The sequence below is a fragment of the Actinomadura monticuli genome (genome assembly GCF_041463655.1).
GTDB classification, from domain to species: Bacteria; Actinomycetota; Actinomycetes; order Streptosporangiales; family Streptosporangiaceae; genus Spirillospora; species Spirillospora monticuli.
The window spans coordinates 228,500-246,313 of record NZ_JAXCEI010000011.1 but is presented as its reverse complement, the minus strand read 5'-3'; the positions used below and the strand labels follow the sequence as shown (position 1 = coordinate 246,313).

At 72.8% G+C, this 17,814-nt stretch carries 16 protein-coding genes; 7 read left to right on the top strand and 9 right to left on the bottom strand.

Going from position 1 to position 17,814, the window contains the following annotated elements:
- Positions 1–94 precede the first annotated feature (94 nt).
- Positions 95–610 carry a Cys-tRNA(Pro) deacylase gene (gene ybaK, locus SM611_RS25200; protein WP_371952380.1) on the top strand — a complete coding sequence of 172 codons (516 nt, stop codon included), beginning with the start codon at positions 95–97 and terminating at the stop codon, positions 608–610.
- Here the strand turns inward: ybaK and SM611_RS25195 are convergent.
- Positions 494–1,084, bottom strand: coding sequence for a hypothetical protein (locus SM611_RS25195; RefSeq protein ID WP_371952379.1), 591 nt, complete (start codon positions 1,082–1,084; stop codon positions 494–496). The two genes, ybaK and SM611_RS25195, sit on opposite strands and share 117 nt — an antisense overlap.
- Before the next feature lie 155 nt (positions 1,085–1,239).
- Here SM611_RS25195 and SM611_RS25190 point away from each other — a divergent pair, with 155 nt between their 5' ends.
- Positions 1,240–1,944: a DUF6882 domain-containing protein gene (locus tag SM611_RS25190; RefSeq protein ID WP_371952378.1), complete on the top strand. Its 705-nt coding sequence runs from the start codon at positions 1,240–1,242 to the stop codon at positions 1,942–1,944.
- 72 nt (positions 1,945–2,016) lie between these two features.
- Here the strand turns inward: SM611_RS25190 and dnaE are convergent, their stop codons facing one another.
- On the bottom strand, positions 2,017–5,547 hold the full coding sequence (gene dnaE / locus SM611_RS25185; RefSeq protein WP_371952377.1) for a DNA polymerase III subunit alpha: 3,531 nt from the start codon (positions 5,545–5,547) through the stop codon (positions 2,017–2,019).
- Between the two features lie 458 nt (positions 5,548–6,005).
- On the opposite strand from dnaE, the gene SM611_RS25180 reads away from it, so the two are divergent.
- From SM611_RS25180 to SM611_RS25170, 3 genes are read left to right on the top strand one after another with little or no spacing between them, the layout of a single operon-like run.
- The gene (locus SM611_RS25180; RefSeq protein ID WP_371952376.1) at positions 6,006–6,329 is read left to right on the top strand and encodes a chorismate mutase; all 324 of its coding nucleotides are present in this window, start codon (positions 6,006–6,008) and stop codon (positions 6,327–6,329) included.
- On the top strand, positions 6,326–7,066 hold the full coding sequence (locus SM611_RS25175) for an AzlC family ABC transporter permease (RefSeq protein WP_371952375.1): 741 nt from the start codon (positions 6,326–6,328) through the stop codon (positions 7,064–7,066). The genes SM611_RS25180 and SM611_RS25175 overlap by 4 nt, the downstream gene beginning before the upstream one ends.
- Entirely contained in the window at positions 7,063–7,374 is a 312-nt protein-coding gene (locus SM611_RS25170) for an AzlD domain-containing protein (RefSeq protein WP_371952374.1), read from the top strand. The genes SM611_RS25175 and SM611_RS25170 overlap by 4 nt, the downstream gene beginning before the upstream one ends.
- 51 nt (positions 7,375–7,425) lie before the next feature.
- Here SM611_RS25170 and SM611_RS25165 read toward each other — a convergent pair whose 3' ends face one another.
- The 3 genes from SM611_RS25165 to SM611_RS25155 all read right to left on the bottom strand — a co-directional run bounded on the left by SM611_RS25165 (position 7,426) and on the right by SM611_RS25155 (position 9,430).
- The gene (locus SM611_RS25165; RefSeq protein ID WP_371952373.1) at positions 7,426–8,358 is read right to left on the bottom strand and encodes an RluA family pseudouridine synthase; all 933 of its coding nucleotides are present in this window, start codon (positions 8,356–8,358) and stop codon (positions 7,426–7,428) included.
- Positions 8,358–8,981 carry a signal peptidase II gene (lspA, locus tag SM611_RS25160; protein WP_371952372.1) on the bottom strand — a complete coding sequence of 208 codons (624 nt, stop codon included), beginning with the start codon at positions 8,979–8,981 and terminating at the stop codon, positions 8,358–8,360. The genes SM611_RS25165 and lspA overlap by 1 nt, the downstream gene beginning before the upstream one ends.
- A gap of 68 nt (positions 8,982–9,049) precedes the next feature.
- Positions 9,050–9,430: a TraR/DksA family transcriptional regulator gene (locus SM611_RS25155; RefSeq protein WP_371952422.1), complete on the bottom strand. Its 381-nt coding sequence runs from the start codon at positions 9,428–9,430 to the stop codon at positions 9,050–9,052.
- A gap of 776 nt (positions 9,431–10,206) precedes the next feature.
- Between SM611_RS25155 and ileS the strand changes: the two genes are divergently transcribed.
- On the top strand, positions 10,207–13,380 hold the full coding sequence (ileS, locus tag SM611_RS25150) for an isoleucine--tRNA ligase (RefSeq protein ID WP_371952371.1): 3,174 nt from the start codon (positions 10,207–10,209) through the stop codon (positions 13,378–13,380).
- Between the two features lie 169 nt (positions 13,381–13,549).
- Positions 13,550–14,323 (top strand): DUF1707 SHOCT-like domain-containing protein, encoded by a 774-nt coding sequence (locus SM611_RS25145; protein ID WP_371952370.1) that lies wholly within the window; start codon positions 13,550–13,552, stop codon positions 14,321–14,323.
- A gap of 54 nt (positions 14,324–14,377) precedes the next feature.
- Here SM611_RS25145 and SM611_RS25140 read toward each other — a convergent pair whose 3' ends face one another.
- The 4 genes from SM611_RS25140 to SM611_RS25125 all read right to left on the bottom strand — a co-directional run bounded on the left by SM611_RS25140 (position 14,378) and on the right by SM611_RS25125 (position 17,740).
- A complete protein-coding gene (locus tag SM611_RS25140; RefSeq protein ID WP_371952369.1) occupies positions 14,378–15,754 on the bottom strand; it encodes a hypothetical protein in 1,377 nt (458 codons plus the stop codon).
- A 151-nt stretch (positions 15,755–15,905) separates the two neighbouring features.
- Positions 15,906–16,829, bottom strand: coding sequence for a DivIVA domain-containing protein (locus SM611_RS25135; protein ID WP_371952368.1), 924 nt, complete (start codon positions 16,827–16,829; stop codon positions 15,906–15,908).
- Between the two features lie 56 nt (positions 16,830–16,885).
- Complete coding sequence (locus tag SM611_RS25130) at positions 16,886–17,182, bottom strand: YggT family protein (protein ID WP_067631098.1); 297 nt, start codon at positions 17,180–17,182, stop codon at positions 16,886–16,888.
- A gap of 21 nt (positions 17,183–17,203) precedes the next feature.
- Positions 17,204–17,740 carry a cell division protein SepF gene (locus SM611_RS25125; protein WP_371952367.1) on the bottom strand — a complete coding sequence of 179 codons (537 nt, stop codon included), beginning with the start codon at positions 17,738–17,740 and terminating at the stop codon, positions 17,204–17,206.
- Between the last annotated feature and the right edge of the window lie 74 nt (positions 17,741–17,814).

The following is a 17,814-nucleotide window of genomic DNA, read 5'->3' as shown; positions in this document are numbered from 1 at the left end:
AGCAGCGCCCCAACCGAGCACGCCCAACCGAGCACGCCCAACCGAGCACCGTCCGGACCGCGCACCGCCCGCGCCGGCACGGCAGACTGCCCCCATGAGCACCAAGGGCGCCAAGGCGGGCAGGGCGGGCAGGGGCGGCAAGGGGACCCCGGCGACCGTCGCCGCCGCCCGGGCGGAGATCGAGTACACGCTGCACGAGTACGAGGCGGATCCGGACGCCGAGTCCTACGGGGAGGCCGCCGCCGACGCCCTCGGCGTCCCGTACGGGCGGCTCTTCAAGACCCTCCTGGCGGAGGTGGACGGCCGGCTCACGGTCGGGATCGTCCCGGTGTCGTCCAGCCTGGACCTCAAGGCGCTCGCCGCGGCGGCGGGCGGGAAGAAGGCCCGGATGGCCGACCCGAGGGACGCCGAGCGCGCCACCGGGTACGTCGTCGGCGGGATCAGCCCGCTCGGGCAGCGCCGGCGGCTGCCCGCCGTGATCGACGCGTCGGTGTCAGGGCTCGCGACCGTCTACGTCTCCGCCGGCCGGCGCGGACTCCAGATCGAGCTCGTCCCCGCCGACCTCGTCCGGCTCACCGGCGCCCGCGTCGCCGCGATCGCCCGCGGGTAGCCGCCGGACGGCCAGCTCCAGCAGACCGTAGGCGGCCACGGCCGACACCGGCCAGAACATGAGGACGCCCCTGGCCCGCAGGTCGGCGACGCCGGTGACGGTGGTGCCGTCGCGCGCGTGCCGGACCGCGTCCTGGAAGTCGGCCAGCCCGATCATGTGGCCGGTCCGCCAGGCGAGGACGGCGGCGGCGCATCCCCCGGCGGCCAGGCCGAGCAGCAGCGCGACGTCGTTGCCGCGCCCGCCCGCGAGGTAGGCGGCGGCGCCGCACAGGATCCCGGCGGCGAGGGCGATCAGGGCGAACCGCGCGTCGATGCCGATCGGGCCCTGCCCTTCCGGCTCGGCCAGAAGCGGCTCACCCTGCACGATCACATAGGTCACCGCGGGGGAGGTCCAGGCCCACAGCAGGCCCGCGAGCGGCCCGAGCAGCGCGCCGGCGGCGGCGACCGCGGCGCCCGTCACCCAGAGCCTCGTCACGAAGAGCCTCCCGGTGGGTCGCCGCACCTCGTACGCTCCTAGATGTGAGTGCTCTGACAGCGAAAGCCTAGCCTGCCCGGTTCGGCCGATCGACTCTCGAAGGGTGTCCGATTCCCGCCCACGACAGCCCCGATTACTGGGATAATGTGCCCGACATGTCCGGATTCAGTCCTGCGTTCGAACGCCTCGGCGCCGCGCGTGCGGCCGTCGTCCTGCAGCAGCAGGAGACGCTCGCCGAGTTCCTCCCGCGCGAGGACTGGAGCGCCGACCTGACCGCCCGCACCTACGCCAGCGGCGGCGTCACGGTCCGCGTCTCGCTGCTCGGCAGCTACGCGGCGCGCGAGCGCACCTGGCTGTGGGGGTGGGCGAACCCCCAGTTCGGCGACGCGCATCCCGCGGTCACCCCGACGCTGGTCATCCGCGCGATCGGGGAGCGGCTCGGCATCGCCGAGTTCACCACGCCCGAGGTCGACCTGTCGTGGTACGAAGGCCCGGCCGGGCACGGCGGCGAGCTGATCGCCATGGCCGCCGGGGGCGTCCTCGGCGGCGCCGGCTACATCGGGGCCGGCTACGACGGCGGCTCGGCCTACCTGCACGTCGACGACCCGCAGGTCCCGCACGCGCACTGGGACCCGGTCCCGCTCCCCCGGCTCCTCGCCAACGCCGCGAGCCTGTTCCCGCACGAGCCCCGGCTGACGCTCGCCGGCCTCCTCTCCCACCACCGCGTCCCCTACCGGCAGACCGACCTGCTGACCGAGGTCATGCCGCCCGGCGGCGGCAGCGCCCGCGCCACCTTCGACGGCCTGGGCCGCTTCGTCAACTGGAAGGCCGACCTGACCCCGGCCGCCCTCGCGACCTGACGCCCCGCACCCCACCGCCCCGCACCCCACCGCCCCGGTGCGGGCGCCTCGCAGCAGCGGGCGGCCACCGCCTCAGCCCAGGCAGGACGGGCCGAGGAGCTGCTTCAGGTCGCCCATCAGGGCCGGGGACGGGGCCACGCGGAGCTTGTCGTCCAGCCGGACGACCGTGGTGCGCGGGCCGTTCTGCAGGTGCAGGTGGACCTCGGCCGTGCCGGGATGGGTGATCAGCACCTCCTTCAGCCGCGACACCGTCGGCGGCGTGCAGCGGCCGAGCGGCATCGTGACCGAGAACGGGCCGTGCGCGTCGGTGATGGTGAGGTCGGGCTGCGTGACCTCCATCGCGATGATCTTCGCGACGTCCTCCCGGCGGTCGACGCGCCCCTTCACGACGAGGATCGCGTCCTCGGCGAGGAGCGTCGAGCACAGCTGGTAGGACGACGGGAAGCACATCACCTCGATGGAGCCCGCGAGGTCCTCCAGCTGGAACATCGCCCACGAGTTGCCCTGCTTGGTGACCTTGCGCTGCAGGCCGGAGAGCAGCCCCGCCACGATCACGACCTGGCCGTCGGGGCGCTCGCCCTCGTTGAGGGACGCGATGGTGCAGTCGGCCTCGCGCTCCAGGATGTGCTCGACGCCGAGCAGCGGGTGGTCGGAGACGTACAGGCCGAGCATCTCCCGCTCGAACGCGAGGAGGGTGGTCTTGTCCCACTCCTCGCCCTCGGGGATCGCGACGGTGAACGCGTCCTCGCCGCCGTCGTCCTCCAGGGCGCCGAACAGGGAGTCCTGGCCGATGGCCTCCTTGCGCTTGATGTCGATGACCGAGTCGATGGCCTGCTCGTGCACCATCAGCAGGGCCTTGCGCTGGTGGCCCAGCTCGTCGAACGCTCCGGCCTTGATGAGCGACTCCACCACCCGCTTGTTGCACACCTGCGGCGGGACCTTGCTCAGGAAGTCGTTGAAATCGGTGTAGGCGCCCTTCTCCCTGCGGGCGGCGACGATCCCGTCCACCACGTTGTGGCCGACGTTGCGGACGGCCGACAGCCCGAAGCGGATCTCGGTGTCGCCCAGCGGGGTGAAGTCGGCCTCGGACGTGTTGACGTCCGGCGGCAGGACCTTCAGCCCCATCCGGCGGCACTCCGACAGGTAGAGCGCGCTCTTGTCCTTGTCGTCGCCGACGGACGTGAGCAGCCCCGCCATGTACTCGGCCGGGTAGTTCGCCTTCAGGTAGGCCGTCCAGTAGGAGACCAGGCCGTACGCGGCGGAGTGCGCCTTGTTGAACGCGTAGTCGGAGAACGGGACGAGGATGTCCCACAGCGTCTTCACGGCCTCCTTGGAGAAGCCGTTGTCGATCATCCCCTGCTCGAAGCCGACGAACTGGGCGTCCAGCTCGGCCTTCTTCTTCTTGCCCATAACGCGGCGGAGCAGGTCCGCCTTGCCGAGCGTGTAGCCCGCCACCTTCTGCGCGATCGCCATGACCTGCTCCTGGTAGACGATCAGGCCGTAGGTGGTGTCGAGGATCTCCTTGAGCGGCTCCTCCAGCTCCGGGTGGATCGGGGTGATCTCCTGCTGGCCGTTCTTGCGGAGCGCGTAGTTGGTGTGGGAGTTCGCGCCCATCGGGCCGGGCCGGTACAGGGCGCCGACGGCGGAGATGTCCTCGAAGTTGTCGGGCTTCATGAGCCGCAGCAGCGACCGCATCGGTCCGCCGTCGAACTGGAACACGCCGAGGGTGTCGCCCCGCGCGAGCAGGTCGTAGGTCGGCTGGTCGTCCAGCGGGAGGCCGAGCAGGTCGACGTCGACGCCCTTGTTCTTCTTGATCCCCTTGAGCGCGTCGTCGATGATCGTCAGGTTCCGCAGGCCGAGGAAGTCCATCTTCAGCAGGCCGAGCGTCTCGCAGGTCGGGTAGTCGAACTGCGTGATGATCGCGCCGTCGGCGTCCCGGCGCATGATCGGGACGTGGTCGGTGATCGTCTCACCGGACATGATGATCCCGGCGGCGTGCACGCCGGTCTGCCGGATCAGCCCCTCCAGGCCCTGCGCCAGGTCCATGATCTGCTTGACGTCGGTCTCTTCCTCGTACAGCTTGCGCAGCTCGCCCGCCTCGCCGTGGCGCGGGTGCTTGTCGTCGAAGATGCCCGACAGCGGGATGTCCTTGCCCATGACGGCGGGCGGGAACGCCTTGGAGATCCGGTCGCCGAGCGCGTACGGGAAGCCGAGGACGCGGCCCGCGTCCTTGATCGCGGCCTTCGCCTTGATGGTGCCGAACGTGGCGATGAAGGAGACCTTGTCCGCGCCCCACTTCTCGGTCGTGTACTTGATGACCTCGGCCCGCCGGTCTTCAGGGAAGTCGATGTCGATGTCGGGCATGGACGCGCGCTCGGGGTTCAGGAACCGCTCGAAGATCAGCCCGTGCGGGATCGGGTCGAGGTCGGTGATGCCCATCGCGTACGCGATCAGTGACCCCGCGGCGGACCCGCGGCCCGGCCCGACGAGGATGCCGTTCTCCTTCGCCCACATGATGAAGTCGGCGACGACGAGGAAGTAGGACGGGTACCCCTTGCCGAGGATGACGCCCATCTCGTACTCGGCCTGCTCCTTGTACCCGTCCGGGAGGCCGCCGGGGAAGCGGCGCTCGAGGCCCTTCCAGACCTCCTTGCGGAACCAGCTCTCCTCCGTCTCGCCCTCGGGGACGGGGAAGCGGGGGCTGAGGTCGCGGTACTCGAACATGCCCGCCGGGTCGACCTTCTCCGCGATGAGCAGGGTGTTCTTGCAGCCCTCGAGCCAGATGTCGGACGCGTCTATGCCACGCATCTCGTCCGCGGTCTTCAGGTAGTAGCCGGACCCGTCGAACCGGAACCGGTCGGGGTCGGCGAGCTGCTTGCCCACCTGGACGCAGAGGAGCGCGTCGTGCGCGGTGGCCTCCGACTCGTGCGTGTAGTGCGAGTCGTTCGTGACGACCGGCGGGATGTTCAGCTTCTTGCTGATCTCGATGAGGCCGTCCCGGACGCGGCGCTCGATGTCGAGCCCGTGGTCCATCAGCTCCAGGAAGTAGTTCTCCTTGCCGAGGATCTCCTGGAACGTCGCCGCCGCCTTGAGCGCCTCGTCGAACTGGCCGAGCCGCAGCCGCGTCTGGATCTTGCCGGACGGGCAGCCGGTCGTGCCCATCACGCCGTCGGCGTGCTCGGCGAGCAGCTCCTCGTCCATGCGCGCGTACTTGAACACGAAGCCCTCGGTGTACGCGCGGCTCGACAGCTTGAACATGTTGTGCAGGCCGGTCCTGTTCCGCGCCCACAGCGTCATGTGGTTGATCAGCCCGCCGCCGGAGACGTCGTCGCGCTTCTGGCTCGGCTCGCCCCACTGCACCTTCTTCTTGTGGTACCGCGACTCCGGCGCCATGTACGCCTCGATGCCGATGATGGGCGTGACCCCGGCCGCCGTCGCCTGCTTGTGGAAGTCGTAGGCGCCGTGCATGTTGCCGTGGTCGGTCATGGCGATCGCCGGCATCTTCTGCCGGTCCACCTCTTCGAACATCTGCTTCAGCCGGGCGGCTCCGTCCAGCATGGAGTACTCCGTATGAACGTGCAGATGAACGAAAGAGTCGGCCATGTGCGCTGCGCCTCCTGCTCGTCGCATGCGACCGCCCACGTGCCTGGCCGGTACGTGGTGGCGATATCGGTCCCGGGGGAAGATCGTCGACCCGGGCGGACGCCGGGAAGACGCGGTCCTGAGAGCCTAACCCGCCCCGGAGGTCCCAGGCGCCCCAACGCGCCCGACACTTCGAATGTCCCGGCGGCCGGACGTCTCAGCAGGCGGGACGGCCGTCCGGAGTTTGGCACGCGGACGCCGCAGCGCCTACCCTGGCCGCATGCATCGTCCCTTCGGGTTTACGCGGCCGGCTCCGGGCGAGCCGGTCGCCACCGCGACCTGAGCGACGACCCCGGAGCCGGCCGGAGGCGCGGCCCGTCCCGGGCGCGCCTCTTGCGCTGACCAAGCCGAACCAGGCGCGGCCCCGGGCACCCTCCCTTCCCCTGCGCGGCCCGCCGCAGCACGAGAGGGAACCCCACATGCCCGATCAGGTGATCGACTCCGCGGAACTGCGCGTCGCGCTGCCGGACGCCGCCGCCATCGCCACCCTCGGCGAGGCGCGCACCGCGATCGACGGCCTCGACGCCGCGCTCGCCGTCCTGCTGGAGCACCGCGCCGCCCTGTCCGCCGTCGTGCAGCGGCTGAAGCCGGTCGGCGGCTTCGCGGGCCGCGACCCCGCCCGGGAGCGGGAGATCGTGGCGGCCATGGCCGAGCGCGCCCCGTCCATCGGCGCCGACCGGCTCGCCCCCATCGTGAACGCGATCATCGAGGCCGGCCTGGCCGCCGCCGAACCGCGCCGATGAGCGCGGTGGACACGGCCCCGGACGGGCCCGCACCAGACGAGCACCCGCCGGAGGAGCACCCCTCTGGCGAGCGCGCGCGGGCGGCGGCCGTCCGGGACGGGCTGAGCGTGGGCATCGCCGTGGGCGTGTCCGGGGCCGCGTTCGGCGCGGCGGCGGTCACCGCCGGCCTCACGATCGCGCAGGCGTGCGTGCTGAGCCTGCTGGCGTTCACCGGCGCGTCCCAGTTCGCGCTGGCCGGCGTGATCGGCGGGGGCGGCGGGCTGGTCGCCGGGACGCTCGGCGCGGTGCTGCTCGGCGGTCGCAACGCCCTGTACGGGATGCGGCTCGCCGGGACGCTCAGGGTGCGCGGCTGGCGGCGGCTCGTCACCGCGCACGTCGTCATCGACGAGACCGCCGCCGTCGCGACCGCGCAGCGCGACCCGGCGGCGGCTCGCGCCGGGTTCTCCACCACCGCGATCAGCCTGTACCTGGCGTGGAACGCCACCACGCTCGTCGGCGCCGCCGGCACGTCCCGCCTGGGCGATCCCGGCGCCGTCGGCCTGGACGTCCTGGGCCCGGCCGCCTTCCTGGCGCTGCTCTGGCCGCGGCTGACCGGCGGCGGAGGGGCGGCGCGGGTCGCCGTCGCGGCGGCCGTGATCGCGGTGGCGGCGACGCCGCTGCTGCCGCCCGGCGTGCCGGTCATGCTGGCCGCCGCCGCCGCGCTGCCCGCCCTCCTCGGGCGGAGGGGGACGCCGTGAGCGTGTGGATCGCGGTGATCGCCACCGGGCTCGGCTGCTACGCGCTGAAGCTCGCCGGGCTCGTCACCCCGCGGCGGGTGCTGGACGGCCCGCGCGTGCGGCGGTTCACCGAGCTGGTGCCGGTGGCGCTGCTGACCGCGCTGATCGCCGTCCAGGCCCTCGCCGACGGCAGGTCGCTGGACGTCGACCCCGCGCGCCTGGCGGGACTCGGCGCGGCCGTCGCCGCGCTGCTGCTGCGCGCCCCGTTCCTCGCGGTGCTGGCCGTCGCCGCGGCGGTCACCGCCGGGCTGCGGCTGCTCGGCCTGTAGCGGAGCCGGGAGCCGGGCCGGGAGCGGAGCCGGGTGCGGGGCCCGCGGCGGTCAGGACTCCGCTTCGACGATCTTCAGGGCGTGGGCCAGGTCGTCGGGGTAGGGGCTCTCGAACTCCACCCACTCGCCCGTGCCCGGGTGCTCGAACCCCAGCCGGACGGCGTGCAGCCACTGCCGCTTCAGGCCGAGCCTCGCCGCCAGCGTGGGGTCGGCGCCGTAGGCCATGTCGCCCACGCACGGGTGCCGGATCGCGGACATGTGCACCCGGATCTGGTGGGTGCGCCCCGTCTCCAGGTCGATGTCGAGCAGCGTCGCCGCGCGGAACGCCTCCACCGTGTCGTAGTGCGTGACCGACGGCTTGCCGCCCGCCACGACCGCGAACCGCCCGTCGCCGGACGGATGCCGGTCGATCGGCGCGTCGACCGTCCCCCGGAAGGGGTCGGGATGGCCCTGCACCAGCGCCTGGTACCGCTTGTCGATGCGGCGCTCCTTGAACGCGCGCTTCAGCCGCGAGTACGCGACCTCGCTCTTCGCCACGACCATCGCGCCGGTGGTGTTGGCGTCCAGCCGGTGCACGATGCCCTGCCGCTCGGACGCGCCGCTGGTCGCGATCGTGTGCCCGGCGCCGAGCAGCCCGCCGAGGACGGTCGGGCCCGTCCAGCCGGTGGTGGGGTGGGCGGCGACGCCGATCGGCTTGTCGACCACGACGATGTCGTCGTCCTCGAACAGGATGCCCATCCCGGGGACGGGCTCGGCGACCGGCGCGGGGGGTGCGGGCGGCGGCGGGAGCGTGACCTCCAGCCACGCCCCGGCGTGCAGCCGCTCGGACTTGGTGGCCACCTCGGCGCCGTCCAGCAGGACGTCGCCCGCGGCGATGATGTCGGCGGCGCCGCTGCGCGACAGGCCGAACAGCCGCGCCAGTGCGGCGTCGACCCGCTCGCCCTCCAGGCCCTCGGGCACGTGGAGGCTGCGCACCTCGCCCATCACGCCTTCTCCTCCGGGGCCGTCTCCGGCTCCTCGGCCCCGGCCCTCGGCACGGGCTTCGACACGGGCTGCGACACGGGCTTCGACTCGGCCCTCGACTCGGGCGCGGCCTCGGCTTCGGGCTCGCGCGGGGGCTCGGGCGGATCCTCGTCGCCGTCGCCGCTGATGCGCGTCCCGTCGACCTGCAGGCCGCGCGCCGCGAGCAGCACGGCGAGGACGCCGCCGCACACGATCGCCGAGTCGGCCAGGTTGAACACCGGCCAGTGCGGCAGCTGGATCCAGTCGACGACGTGGCCCTTCAGCGGCGCCGGCTCGCGCAGCAGCCGGTCGATCAGGTTCCCGATCGCGCCGCCGAGCAGCAGGCCGAGGCAGACCGCCCACGGCACGCTGCGCAGGTTGCGGGCGGTGCGCAGGATGGCCACCACCACGCCGCAGGCGATCACGGTGAACACGATCGTGTAACCGGTGCCGATCGAGAAGGCGGCGCCGCTGTTACGGGTCTCGCGCAGCGTCAGCAACCCGCCGAGCAGCCGGACCGGCTCCCGGTCCTGCAGCGTCGCCACCACGATGATCTTGGACACGATGTCGGCGGCGAGCGCGGCCAGGGCCACGGCGACCAGCACGCCGACGCGGCGCGGCCGAGGAGATCCCGTGGATTCCCCGGCCTCGCGCTCTGGGTTCGTTGAGTCGCTCAGCGACGTTCCTCGCGTTGTTTGCATGTCACACACAGGGTCGCACGAGGGAAGACCTGGAGTCTCGCCTTGCCGATCGGCTTGGCGCAGGACTCGCAGGTTCCGTACGTGCCGGCGTCCATCCGCTGGACGGCCCGCTCGATCTGGGCGAGCAGGTCCTGTGAATTGTAGGCCAGGGCCAGCTCATGCTCGCGCTCGTAGGTCTTGGCGCCCGCGTCGGCCTGGTCGTCGCCGGCCCCGTCGCTGCCGTCGCCCTCGGCGATCTGGCTGGCGGACGCCGCGATCTCGGCCCGCAGGCCCTCGATCTGCTCTTGCAGCCCGGCCCGCACCTCGGCGAGCTCGGCGGGCGTCCACCGGTGCTCGCCCTCGCGCACCGGCAGCTCGGCGGCCTTGGCCGCCTTCCCCGCCTTCCCCGGCTTCCCCTGCTCGGCCGGCTTGGCCGGCTTGGCCGCCTTCGCCGGGGCGCGCCCGCCCCGCGGCTTCGCCGCCGGCCGACCCGGTTTCCCGGCGGGACTCTTGGCCGCGGGCGCCTTCCCCCGGGTCTTGCCTGCGGCGGGCTCCGCAGCGGGCGTCGTGCCCTTCGTCGCGCCGGCCATGTCGGCCTCCCTCGCGGTGGTCGCCTCGACGGGCAGTGCGGGCAGCATTGGTCCCCTCTCTCGGGCGCGGTAAACAACCTTCGCCGTGGTACCGACCGCTTATGCCCGCCCGCCGATCGCCCGGAAACCCCCGTTCGGCGCACGAGATCGCAAAGGAACGGCACCCCGCCCGCCGGGCCGGGCCGCGGGGGGCCGAGCCCGTGCACGAGGCGGGCGGGTGAACGGGCGGCGGGTAAAGGGGAAGAGCGCGGCCCGCGCGTGCGTTAAGGTTCAGGAGAGCAACTTTCTTGGCAGGCCCTGATGGGGACACCTGCCGCCGAACGCGGCCAAGAGCGACCCGGGGACGGTGCGAGCCCGGGGGCGAGCCCGGCGGTCTGATCACCCCGGAGCCGCCGGAAGAACCGCCCCCGGACCCGGTCCGCGGGCGCAGTAGACCCGGCAGCCGAGACTCGAACGAAGCGGGCCGTGCCGGCGGGCGCGGTCAAGGAGGGTGGTACCGCGGGGCCGCGCGCCTCGTCCCTCCGGTCAACGTGGTCACGTCGATCCGGAGGTCCGCCATCGTGAGCCGAGGTTTTCGGCCGCTTCCCGCGCAGGTCGATCTGCCCGCCCTGGAGCGGGACATGCTGCGCCGCTGGCAGAAGGACAAGGTCTTCGAGCGGTCGCTGGAGCGCACCGCGTCGGGCGAGCCGTGGGTGTTCTACGAGGGGCCGCCCACCGCCAACGGCATGCCGGGCGTCCACCACGTCGAGGCCCGCGTGTTCAAGGACGTCTTCCCGCGCTTCAAGACCATGAAGGGCCACCACGTCCCGCGCAAGGCCGGCTGGGACTGCCACGGCCTGCCCGTCGAGGTCGCCGTCGAGAAGGAGCTCGGTCTCACCGGCAAGAAGGACATCGAGGAGTACGGCGTCGCGGAGTTCAACGCCCGCTGCCGCGAATCGGTCCTGCGCCACGTGGACGCGTTCGAAGAGATGACCGAGCGCATGGGCTACTGGGTCAACACCGACCAGGCCTACCGGACGATGGACCCCGACTACGTCGAGGCCGTCTGGTGGTCGCTGAAGCAGGTGTTCGACAAGGGCCTGCTGTTCCGCGACTTCCGCATCACCCCGTACTGCCCGCGCTGCGGGACGGGCCTGTCCGACCACGAGCTGGGCCAGCCGGGCGGGTACGAGACGGTGTCCAGCCCGTCGGTGTACGTGCGGATGCCCGTCACGTCCGGCCCGCTCGCCGAGATGGGCGCCGCGCTGCTCATCTGGACGACGACCCCCTGGACGCTGGTGTCCAACACCGCCGTGGCCGTCCACCCCGACGTCACCTACGTCGCGGCCCGGCCGCAGGGGTCGGACGAGGTGCTCGTCGTGGCCGAGCCCCTGGTCGACCACGTCCTCGGCGAGGGCGCCGAGCGGCTCGCCGCCTACCAAGGCACCGAGCTGGAGCGGACCACGTATCAGCGGCCGTTCGACCTGGTCGACATCCCGGACGCGCACTACGTCGTGCTCGGCGACTACGTCACGGTCGAGGACGGCACCGGGCTCGTCCACCAGGCGCCCGCGTTCGGCGGCGACGACATGACCGTCTGCAAGCGGTACGGGATGCCGATCGTCAACCCGATCGGCCCGGACGGCCGCTTCCTGCGCGAGGTCCCGCTCGTCGGCAACACGTTCTTCAAGGACGCCGACGAGCCGCTGACCGACGACCTGCGGGCGCGGGGGCTGCTGTTCCGCGGCGGGCACTTCGACCACAGCTACCCGCACTGCTGGCGCTGCCACACGCCGCTGCTCTACTACGCGCTCCCCGCCTGGTACATCCGCACCACGCAGATCAAGGACCGGCTGCTGGAGGAGAACGAGAAGACCAACTGGTTCCCCGAGACGGTCAAGCACGGCCGGTACGGGGAGTGGCTGCGCAACAACGTCGACTGGTCGCTGTCCCGCAGCCGCTACTGGGGCACGCCCCTGCCGCTGTGGGTCTGCGGCGACGACGAGGACCACATCACCTGCGTCGGGTCGCTCCGGGAACTGGGCGAGCTGGCCGGGCGGGACCTGTCCGCGCTCGACCCCCACCGGCCGTACGTGGACGACGTGGCCTTCCCCTGCCCGCGGTGCGGGACGGAGGCGCGCCGCGTGCCCGACGTCATCGACGCCTGGTACGACTCCGGGTCGATGCCGTTCGCGCAGTGGGGCGCCCCCCACCGCAACAACGAGGTCTTCGAGAACTCCTACCCGGCCCAGTACATCTGCGAGGCCCAGGACCAGACACGCGGCTGGTTCTACTCCCTCATGGCCGTCGGGACGCTGGTGTTCGACCGGTCGTCCTACGAGAACGTCGTGTGCCTCGGCCTCATCCTCGCCGAGGACGGCCGGAAGATGAGCAAGCACCTCGGCAACGTGCTGCGGCCCATCCCGCTGATGGACGAGCACGGCGCCGACGCGGTGCGCTGGTTCATGGCCGCGAGCGGGCTGCCCTGGGCGTCCCGCCGCGTCGGGCACGGCGCCCTGGAGGAGATCGTCCGCAAGGTCCTCCTCACGTACTGGAACACCGCGTCGTTCTTCGTCCTGTACGCGAACGCCGCGGAGTCGCAGGGCCGCGCCTGGACGCCGGACCGGCTGGCCGAGGCGCCCGCCCCCGCCGACCGGCCGCTCCTGGACCGCTGGGCGCTCGCCGAACTGCACCGCACCGTCCGCGAGGTCGACACCGCCTTGGAGGAGTTCGACACCGCGCGCGCGGGCCGGTGCCTGTCGCAGTTCGTGGACGACCTGTCGAACTGGTACGTCCGGCGGTCCCGGCGCCGCTTCTGGGAGGGCCCTGAGACGCCGGAGGGCTCGGCCGCGTTCGCCACGCTCTACGAGTGCCTGGAGACCCTCACCCGGCTGATGGCGCCGATCGTCCCGTTCATCACCGACCACGTCTGGGACGTCATCCGGCCCGAGGACGGCCCCGAGTCGGTTCATCTGGCCGACTGGCCGGCCGTCGACGAGAGCCTGCTGGACGAGGCGCTGACCGCGCAGATGGCGCTCGTCCGCCGGCTGGTGGAGCTCGGCCGGTCCGCGCGATCGGCGAGCGGCGTCCGGACCCGGCAGCCGCTCGGCCGCGCCCTCGTCGGCGCCGCCGGCTGGTCCGCGCTGCCCGAGCAGCTGCGGGCGCAGATCTCCGAGGAGCTGAACGTCCTCGGCTTCGAGGAGCTGTCCTCGATCGGCGGCGACCTCGTCGAGTACGAGGTCAAGCCGAACTTCCGCGAACTCGGCAAGCGCTACGCCAAGGACACCCCGAAGGTGGCCAAGGCGATCACCTCCGCCGACGCGGCGGAGCTCGTGCGGGCGGTGCGGGCGGGCGAGGCGCGGGTGGAGGCCGACGGCCTCGGCACGGTCGCCCTGTCGGCCGACGACGTGATCGTCACCGAGCGCCCGCGCAGCGGCTGGGCGGTGGAGAGCGCCGCCGGCGAGACCGTCGCGCTCGACCTCACCGTCACCCCCGAGCTGCGCCGCGCCGGCCTGGTGCGGGAGGCCGTCCGGCTCGTCCAGGAGGGCCGCAAGGCCGCCGGGCTGGAGGTCACCGACCGCATCGAGCTGTGGTGGGAGGCGACCGGCACCGACCTCGCCGAGGCGCTGCGCGCGCACACGGCGGAGGTCGCCGCCGAGGTCCTCGCGACCGCGGTGAGCGAGGGCCGTCCGGCCGGCGTCCCGGCGAACCGCGAGGAGGACCTCGGGCTCACCTACTACCTCCGCAAGGCGTGAGCCCCGCGTCCGCGAGCCGTGAGGCGCCCGTCCGGGGTGACGGCGTGCGGTGAGTGCGGCGACCTGAGGCGGAGGAGTTCTCCGCCGCGTCCGGCCGGATCCGGGCGCGGCGGAGAACTTTTCCGTCATGGGGTTCATCGCGACACATCTCGTTTGCGATGATGGTCCGGTGAGTCTTCCCGAGCAGCCCGCCGGCCCCGACCGCCCGGCCCCACCGTCACCCGCGAGCATGCGCGCGTCGGACGCCGACCGCGACGAGGTCGCCGACCGCCTGCGCGAGGCCCTGGCGGAGGGGCGCATCACGGCGGAGGAGCACGCCGAGCGCATCGACGCCGTCTACAAGGCCAAGACGTACGCCGACCTGGAGCCCGTCCTCAGCGACCTGCCGTCGGAGCAGGCGCCGCGGCCGCGGGTCGACCTGCGCAAGGAGCCCGCCCTCGCGCCGCCCCCGCCGCAGTCGCCCAACATCGTGGCGATCTTCGCCGGGGCGGAGCGCAAGGGGCGCTGGCTGGTCGAGCCCACCACCAACGTCTCCTGCGTGTTCGGCGGCGTGGAGCTCGACTTCCGGCAGGCCGTCCTCAGCAGCGCCGAGGTGACCGTCAACATCACCTGCGTGTTCGGCGGGGTGGACATCACCGTCCCGCCGGGCGTCCGCGTCGCGGGCTCCCCCACCGCGGTCTTCGGCGGAAGCGACCTGCCGGAGGACGACACCGTGGCCCCGGACGCACCCGTCATCCGGTTGACCGGGATGGTGCTGTTCGGCGGCGTCTCGGTGAACCGCCGCGCGGCCGGCGAGAAGAAGGGCCGCCGCGACCGGCACGGGGACATGCACCAGTTGCACCGCAGGCACCACGACGAGATGCGGGAGCTTCACCGCGAGCACCGGGACGCCCGCCGGGAGCGCCTGCGGGAACTGCGCGCGGAGCGCCGCCGGGGCCGCTGAGCCGAGGGCCGCCGCCCGGTCCCGCCGGGCGGCCGCCCCTCCGGCCCGCGGACGTCAGTCGCGGGCGTGTTCGCGGTCGGGCTGGCAGACCAGGCAGGGCGTGCAGCCCCGGGACTTGGCCTCGGCGCGGGACAGCGACTCCAGGTCGTCGGCCTCGTCGCCGATGTCCTCGATGAGGGCGCAGTCGACGCGGTGGTAGCGCTTGGTGCCGCTCAGGATGCGGACCTGCGGGCCCTCGCCCGCGGGCTCCGGCGCGGACTCGCCGCCGGACGGCGCCCGCCCGGCCTCCGCGGCCGGCTCCGGCTCCGCCGCGAAGGCGGCGTCCTCCCGGGCGGGCTCGGCGGCCTCGCCGCCGGTCCCTTCGTCGGCGCCCTCGTGGGCGTGCCGCGGCTTCGGGGCGCCCGCGTCCGCGCCGGCGCGCGGGGACGGGCCGAGGTCGGCGGTCACGTCAGGGGACGCGGACGGGGCCTCAGCGGGCCGCTCCCACACGGAGCGGGCCTCCGGCTCCCGGGCGGCCGGCTCGGGCTCCTCGGCCGTCTCCGGCACGCTGGGCGCCTCCCCGGCGGCCGCCGTGCCGAACAGACCGCTCGCGGGCATGTCGGTCAGTGTCGGCCCGGCCGGGTCTCCGGCGGGCCGCTCGGGGGCGGGCTCGTCCGCCCGCGGGATCTCGGCCGTCCGGTCGAACGCGCCCGGACGCTCGAAGGAGCCGGGCCCGTCGAACGACACGGGAGTGTCGAAGGAGGTGGGCGCGGCGTGGGCCGCCGGTTCGGCGAGGCCCGCCGGGCCGCTCTCGGGGCGCTCCGCGCCGGGCTCGCGGGCCCCCTTCGCACCGCGCGCGTCGCCGCCGTCTCCGGGGGACGCCGGCACCGAGGCCGCGGCGCGCGCCGCCAGTGCGGTGTCGGGCATGCAGGCGGTGCAGGGGCTGAACCCCTCCTCCTTGGCCTCGGCGTAGGTCAGCTCCTCGGTGTCGCGCCCGGCGAGCTGCCGGCACGTGTCGAGGTGGTAGCGCTTGCGCCCGCGGACGACGAACACCGTCGCGTCGTCGGGGACGTCGGCGGGCGGAGCGGGCATCTCCGGCTCGTCGCCGTCCGGGCCCGCGGCCGGCACCGCCGCCGGGACGCCCGTGGCGCCCGCGGCGTTCCTGGCCGGCGCCGGGGGCGCGGCCTTCTTGCGCTTGTCCTTCTTGGCCTTGGCCTTCTTGCTCGTGCGGGCCGGTGACGCCGAGGCCCCGGGACCCCACAGCTCCTTGCGCCGCAGGAACACCCCGATGGCCAGGCACAGTGCCGAGACGATGCTGACGGCGATCGATATGTAGATCACCACCAGCGCGTCCAGGCCGAAGACCTGTGCGCTGTCTCCGTTACCCGCGACGATTCCCGCTACCAGCAGGGCGATCGCCACCACCACGAGAACGCCACTCAGGATGATCACAGGGTCTCTCCCACTCGTTCGGACCGCTCGGCTGCGTGCCGCGCGAAGGGCCCGGTGGCCGTCCCGCACGACCGCCCGGCATCACCGGGGTGGCGCCGCCGCCACCCCTGGCGCGGGCATCGGGACGACACTATCGCCTGCGGCGGCCGCGTCAGCGCCTGTCGTGCGGCGGGTTGTCACCGCCGGCGTGGAACGCGCCCGTGGCCGAGTGCTGGACCTGCTGGCCGTGCTCGGCGGGCTGCGGGAACGTGCCCGGCGCGGGCGACGGACCGCCGGCGGCGCCGTTGCGGTTCTCCGGGTGCGGCAGGCTGGTCTGCGGGCCGGTCTGCGGACCCTGCGGCGCGCTCGGCTGCGACTGGACGGGAGCCGCGCCCGGGACGGCGGCGAACGCGCCCGTCTCGGTGCTGCCCGCCTCCAGGTCGCGGAGCTGCCCCTCCAGGTACACCTTCAGGCGGCTGCGGTACTCGCGCTCGAAGGCGCGCAGGTTGTCGACCTCGCGCTCGAGCTCCTCGCGCTGCTGCACGAGCGAGCCCATGACCTGGCGGTGCCGCTCCTGCGCGTCGCGGTCGAGGGCCTCGGCGCGCGAGCGGGCCTCGCTGACGATCTGGTCGGCCTGCCGGCGGGCCTTGCCGAGGATCTCCTCGGCCTCGCGGCGGGCGCGGCCGAGCGTCTCGTCGGCCTCCCGGCGGGCGTCGGCGATCGCCTGGTCGGCGGTCTGCTGCGCGAGCGCGAGGACGCGGGCCGCGGTGTCCATGTTGTCCTCGCCGGTGGGCGCGGACGCCATGCCGAGACCGCCGAGGACGGGCTCCGGCTCGGGCTGCGGCTCCGGGCGGGGCGGCTCGGGGATCTTCTGGACGTCCGGCTTCGGCTCCACGATGGGCGCGGCCATGGCGGGGACCTTGCCGCGCAGGCATTCGGCCAGCTTGGCGCGCAGCTCCTCGTTCTCCTGGATGAGGCGGTCGAGCTCCGCCTCGACCTCGTCGAGGAAGGCGTCCACCTCCTCCTCGTCGTACCCCGGCCTCAGCCTGGTGGTACTGAACTGCTTGTTCCGCACATCGGCGGGTGTCAGCGGCATGTCTCGTCTCCTTGGCGCGCTTGGAGTCTGTCCCTGAAGGACGGTATCCGATCGATCTAGGGACCACCGAATATGGAGCCAATGACCATGATCAGGATCCAGACCACAAGGATGAGCACGGTGAAGCTGAGGTCCAGTGCAACGTTACCCAGCCGGACCGGCGGGATGAAACGCCTCAGCAGTTTCAGTGGCGGATCGGTGACGGTGTAGGTCGCCTCGGCGATCACCAGCACCACCCCGGACGGCTTCCATTGGCGGGCGAACGACTGCAGGACCTCCAGCACCAGCCTCCCGATCAGGAAGAGGAGGAAGAAGTACAGAAGGTACGTCAGCACCTGTCCAGCGATGTTCACGGATACTCTCGCTTGTGACTGTCAGCTCTGGTTGAAGAACCCACGTTCCGCCATCCGGGCCTTGTCCTCCGCCGTCACCTCCACGTTGGCGGGCGACAGGAGGAACACCTTGTTCGTAACACGCTCGATGCTCCCGTGCAGGCCGAATACGAGACCCGCCGCGAAGTCGACCAGACGCTTGGCGTCGCTGTCGACCATCTCGGTCAGGTTCATGATCACCGGCGTGCCCTCCCTGAAGTGCTCCCCGATGGTCCGTGCCTCGTTGTAGGTCCTTGGATGCAGAGTAGTGATACGAGCGAGGTCGGTGGTACCGGACTCGTAGAGCGCCACGGAGCGTCGCTCTATGGTCGACGTGGAGTGATGGTCGCGATCCCGGTCCGCGGTCTCCTCCGCTCGGGTAAGCTGACCGCCGGATTCGTCCTCGCGGCGACGGGTCTGACCGGGGTCGGTCTCTTCGTCGTAGACCTCGTACTCGTCGTAGTCGCCGTACTTGTCGTCGTACCGGTCGTCCTCCACAAGGCCGAGGTAGACCGCCATCTTGCGCATCGCGCTGGCCATACGCCCCTCCGTGTCCCTGTGGTGGCGGCTCCGGGCGCGTCCGGCGCCGCCGGTGGACTGTTCCGTCGTGGCGA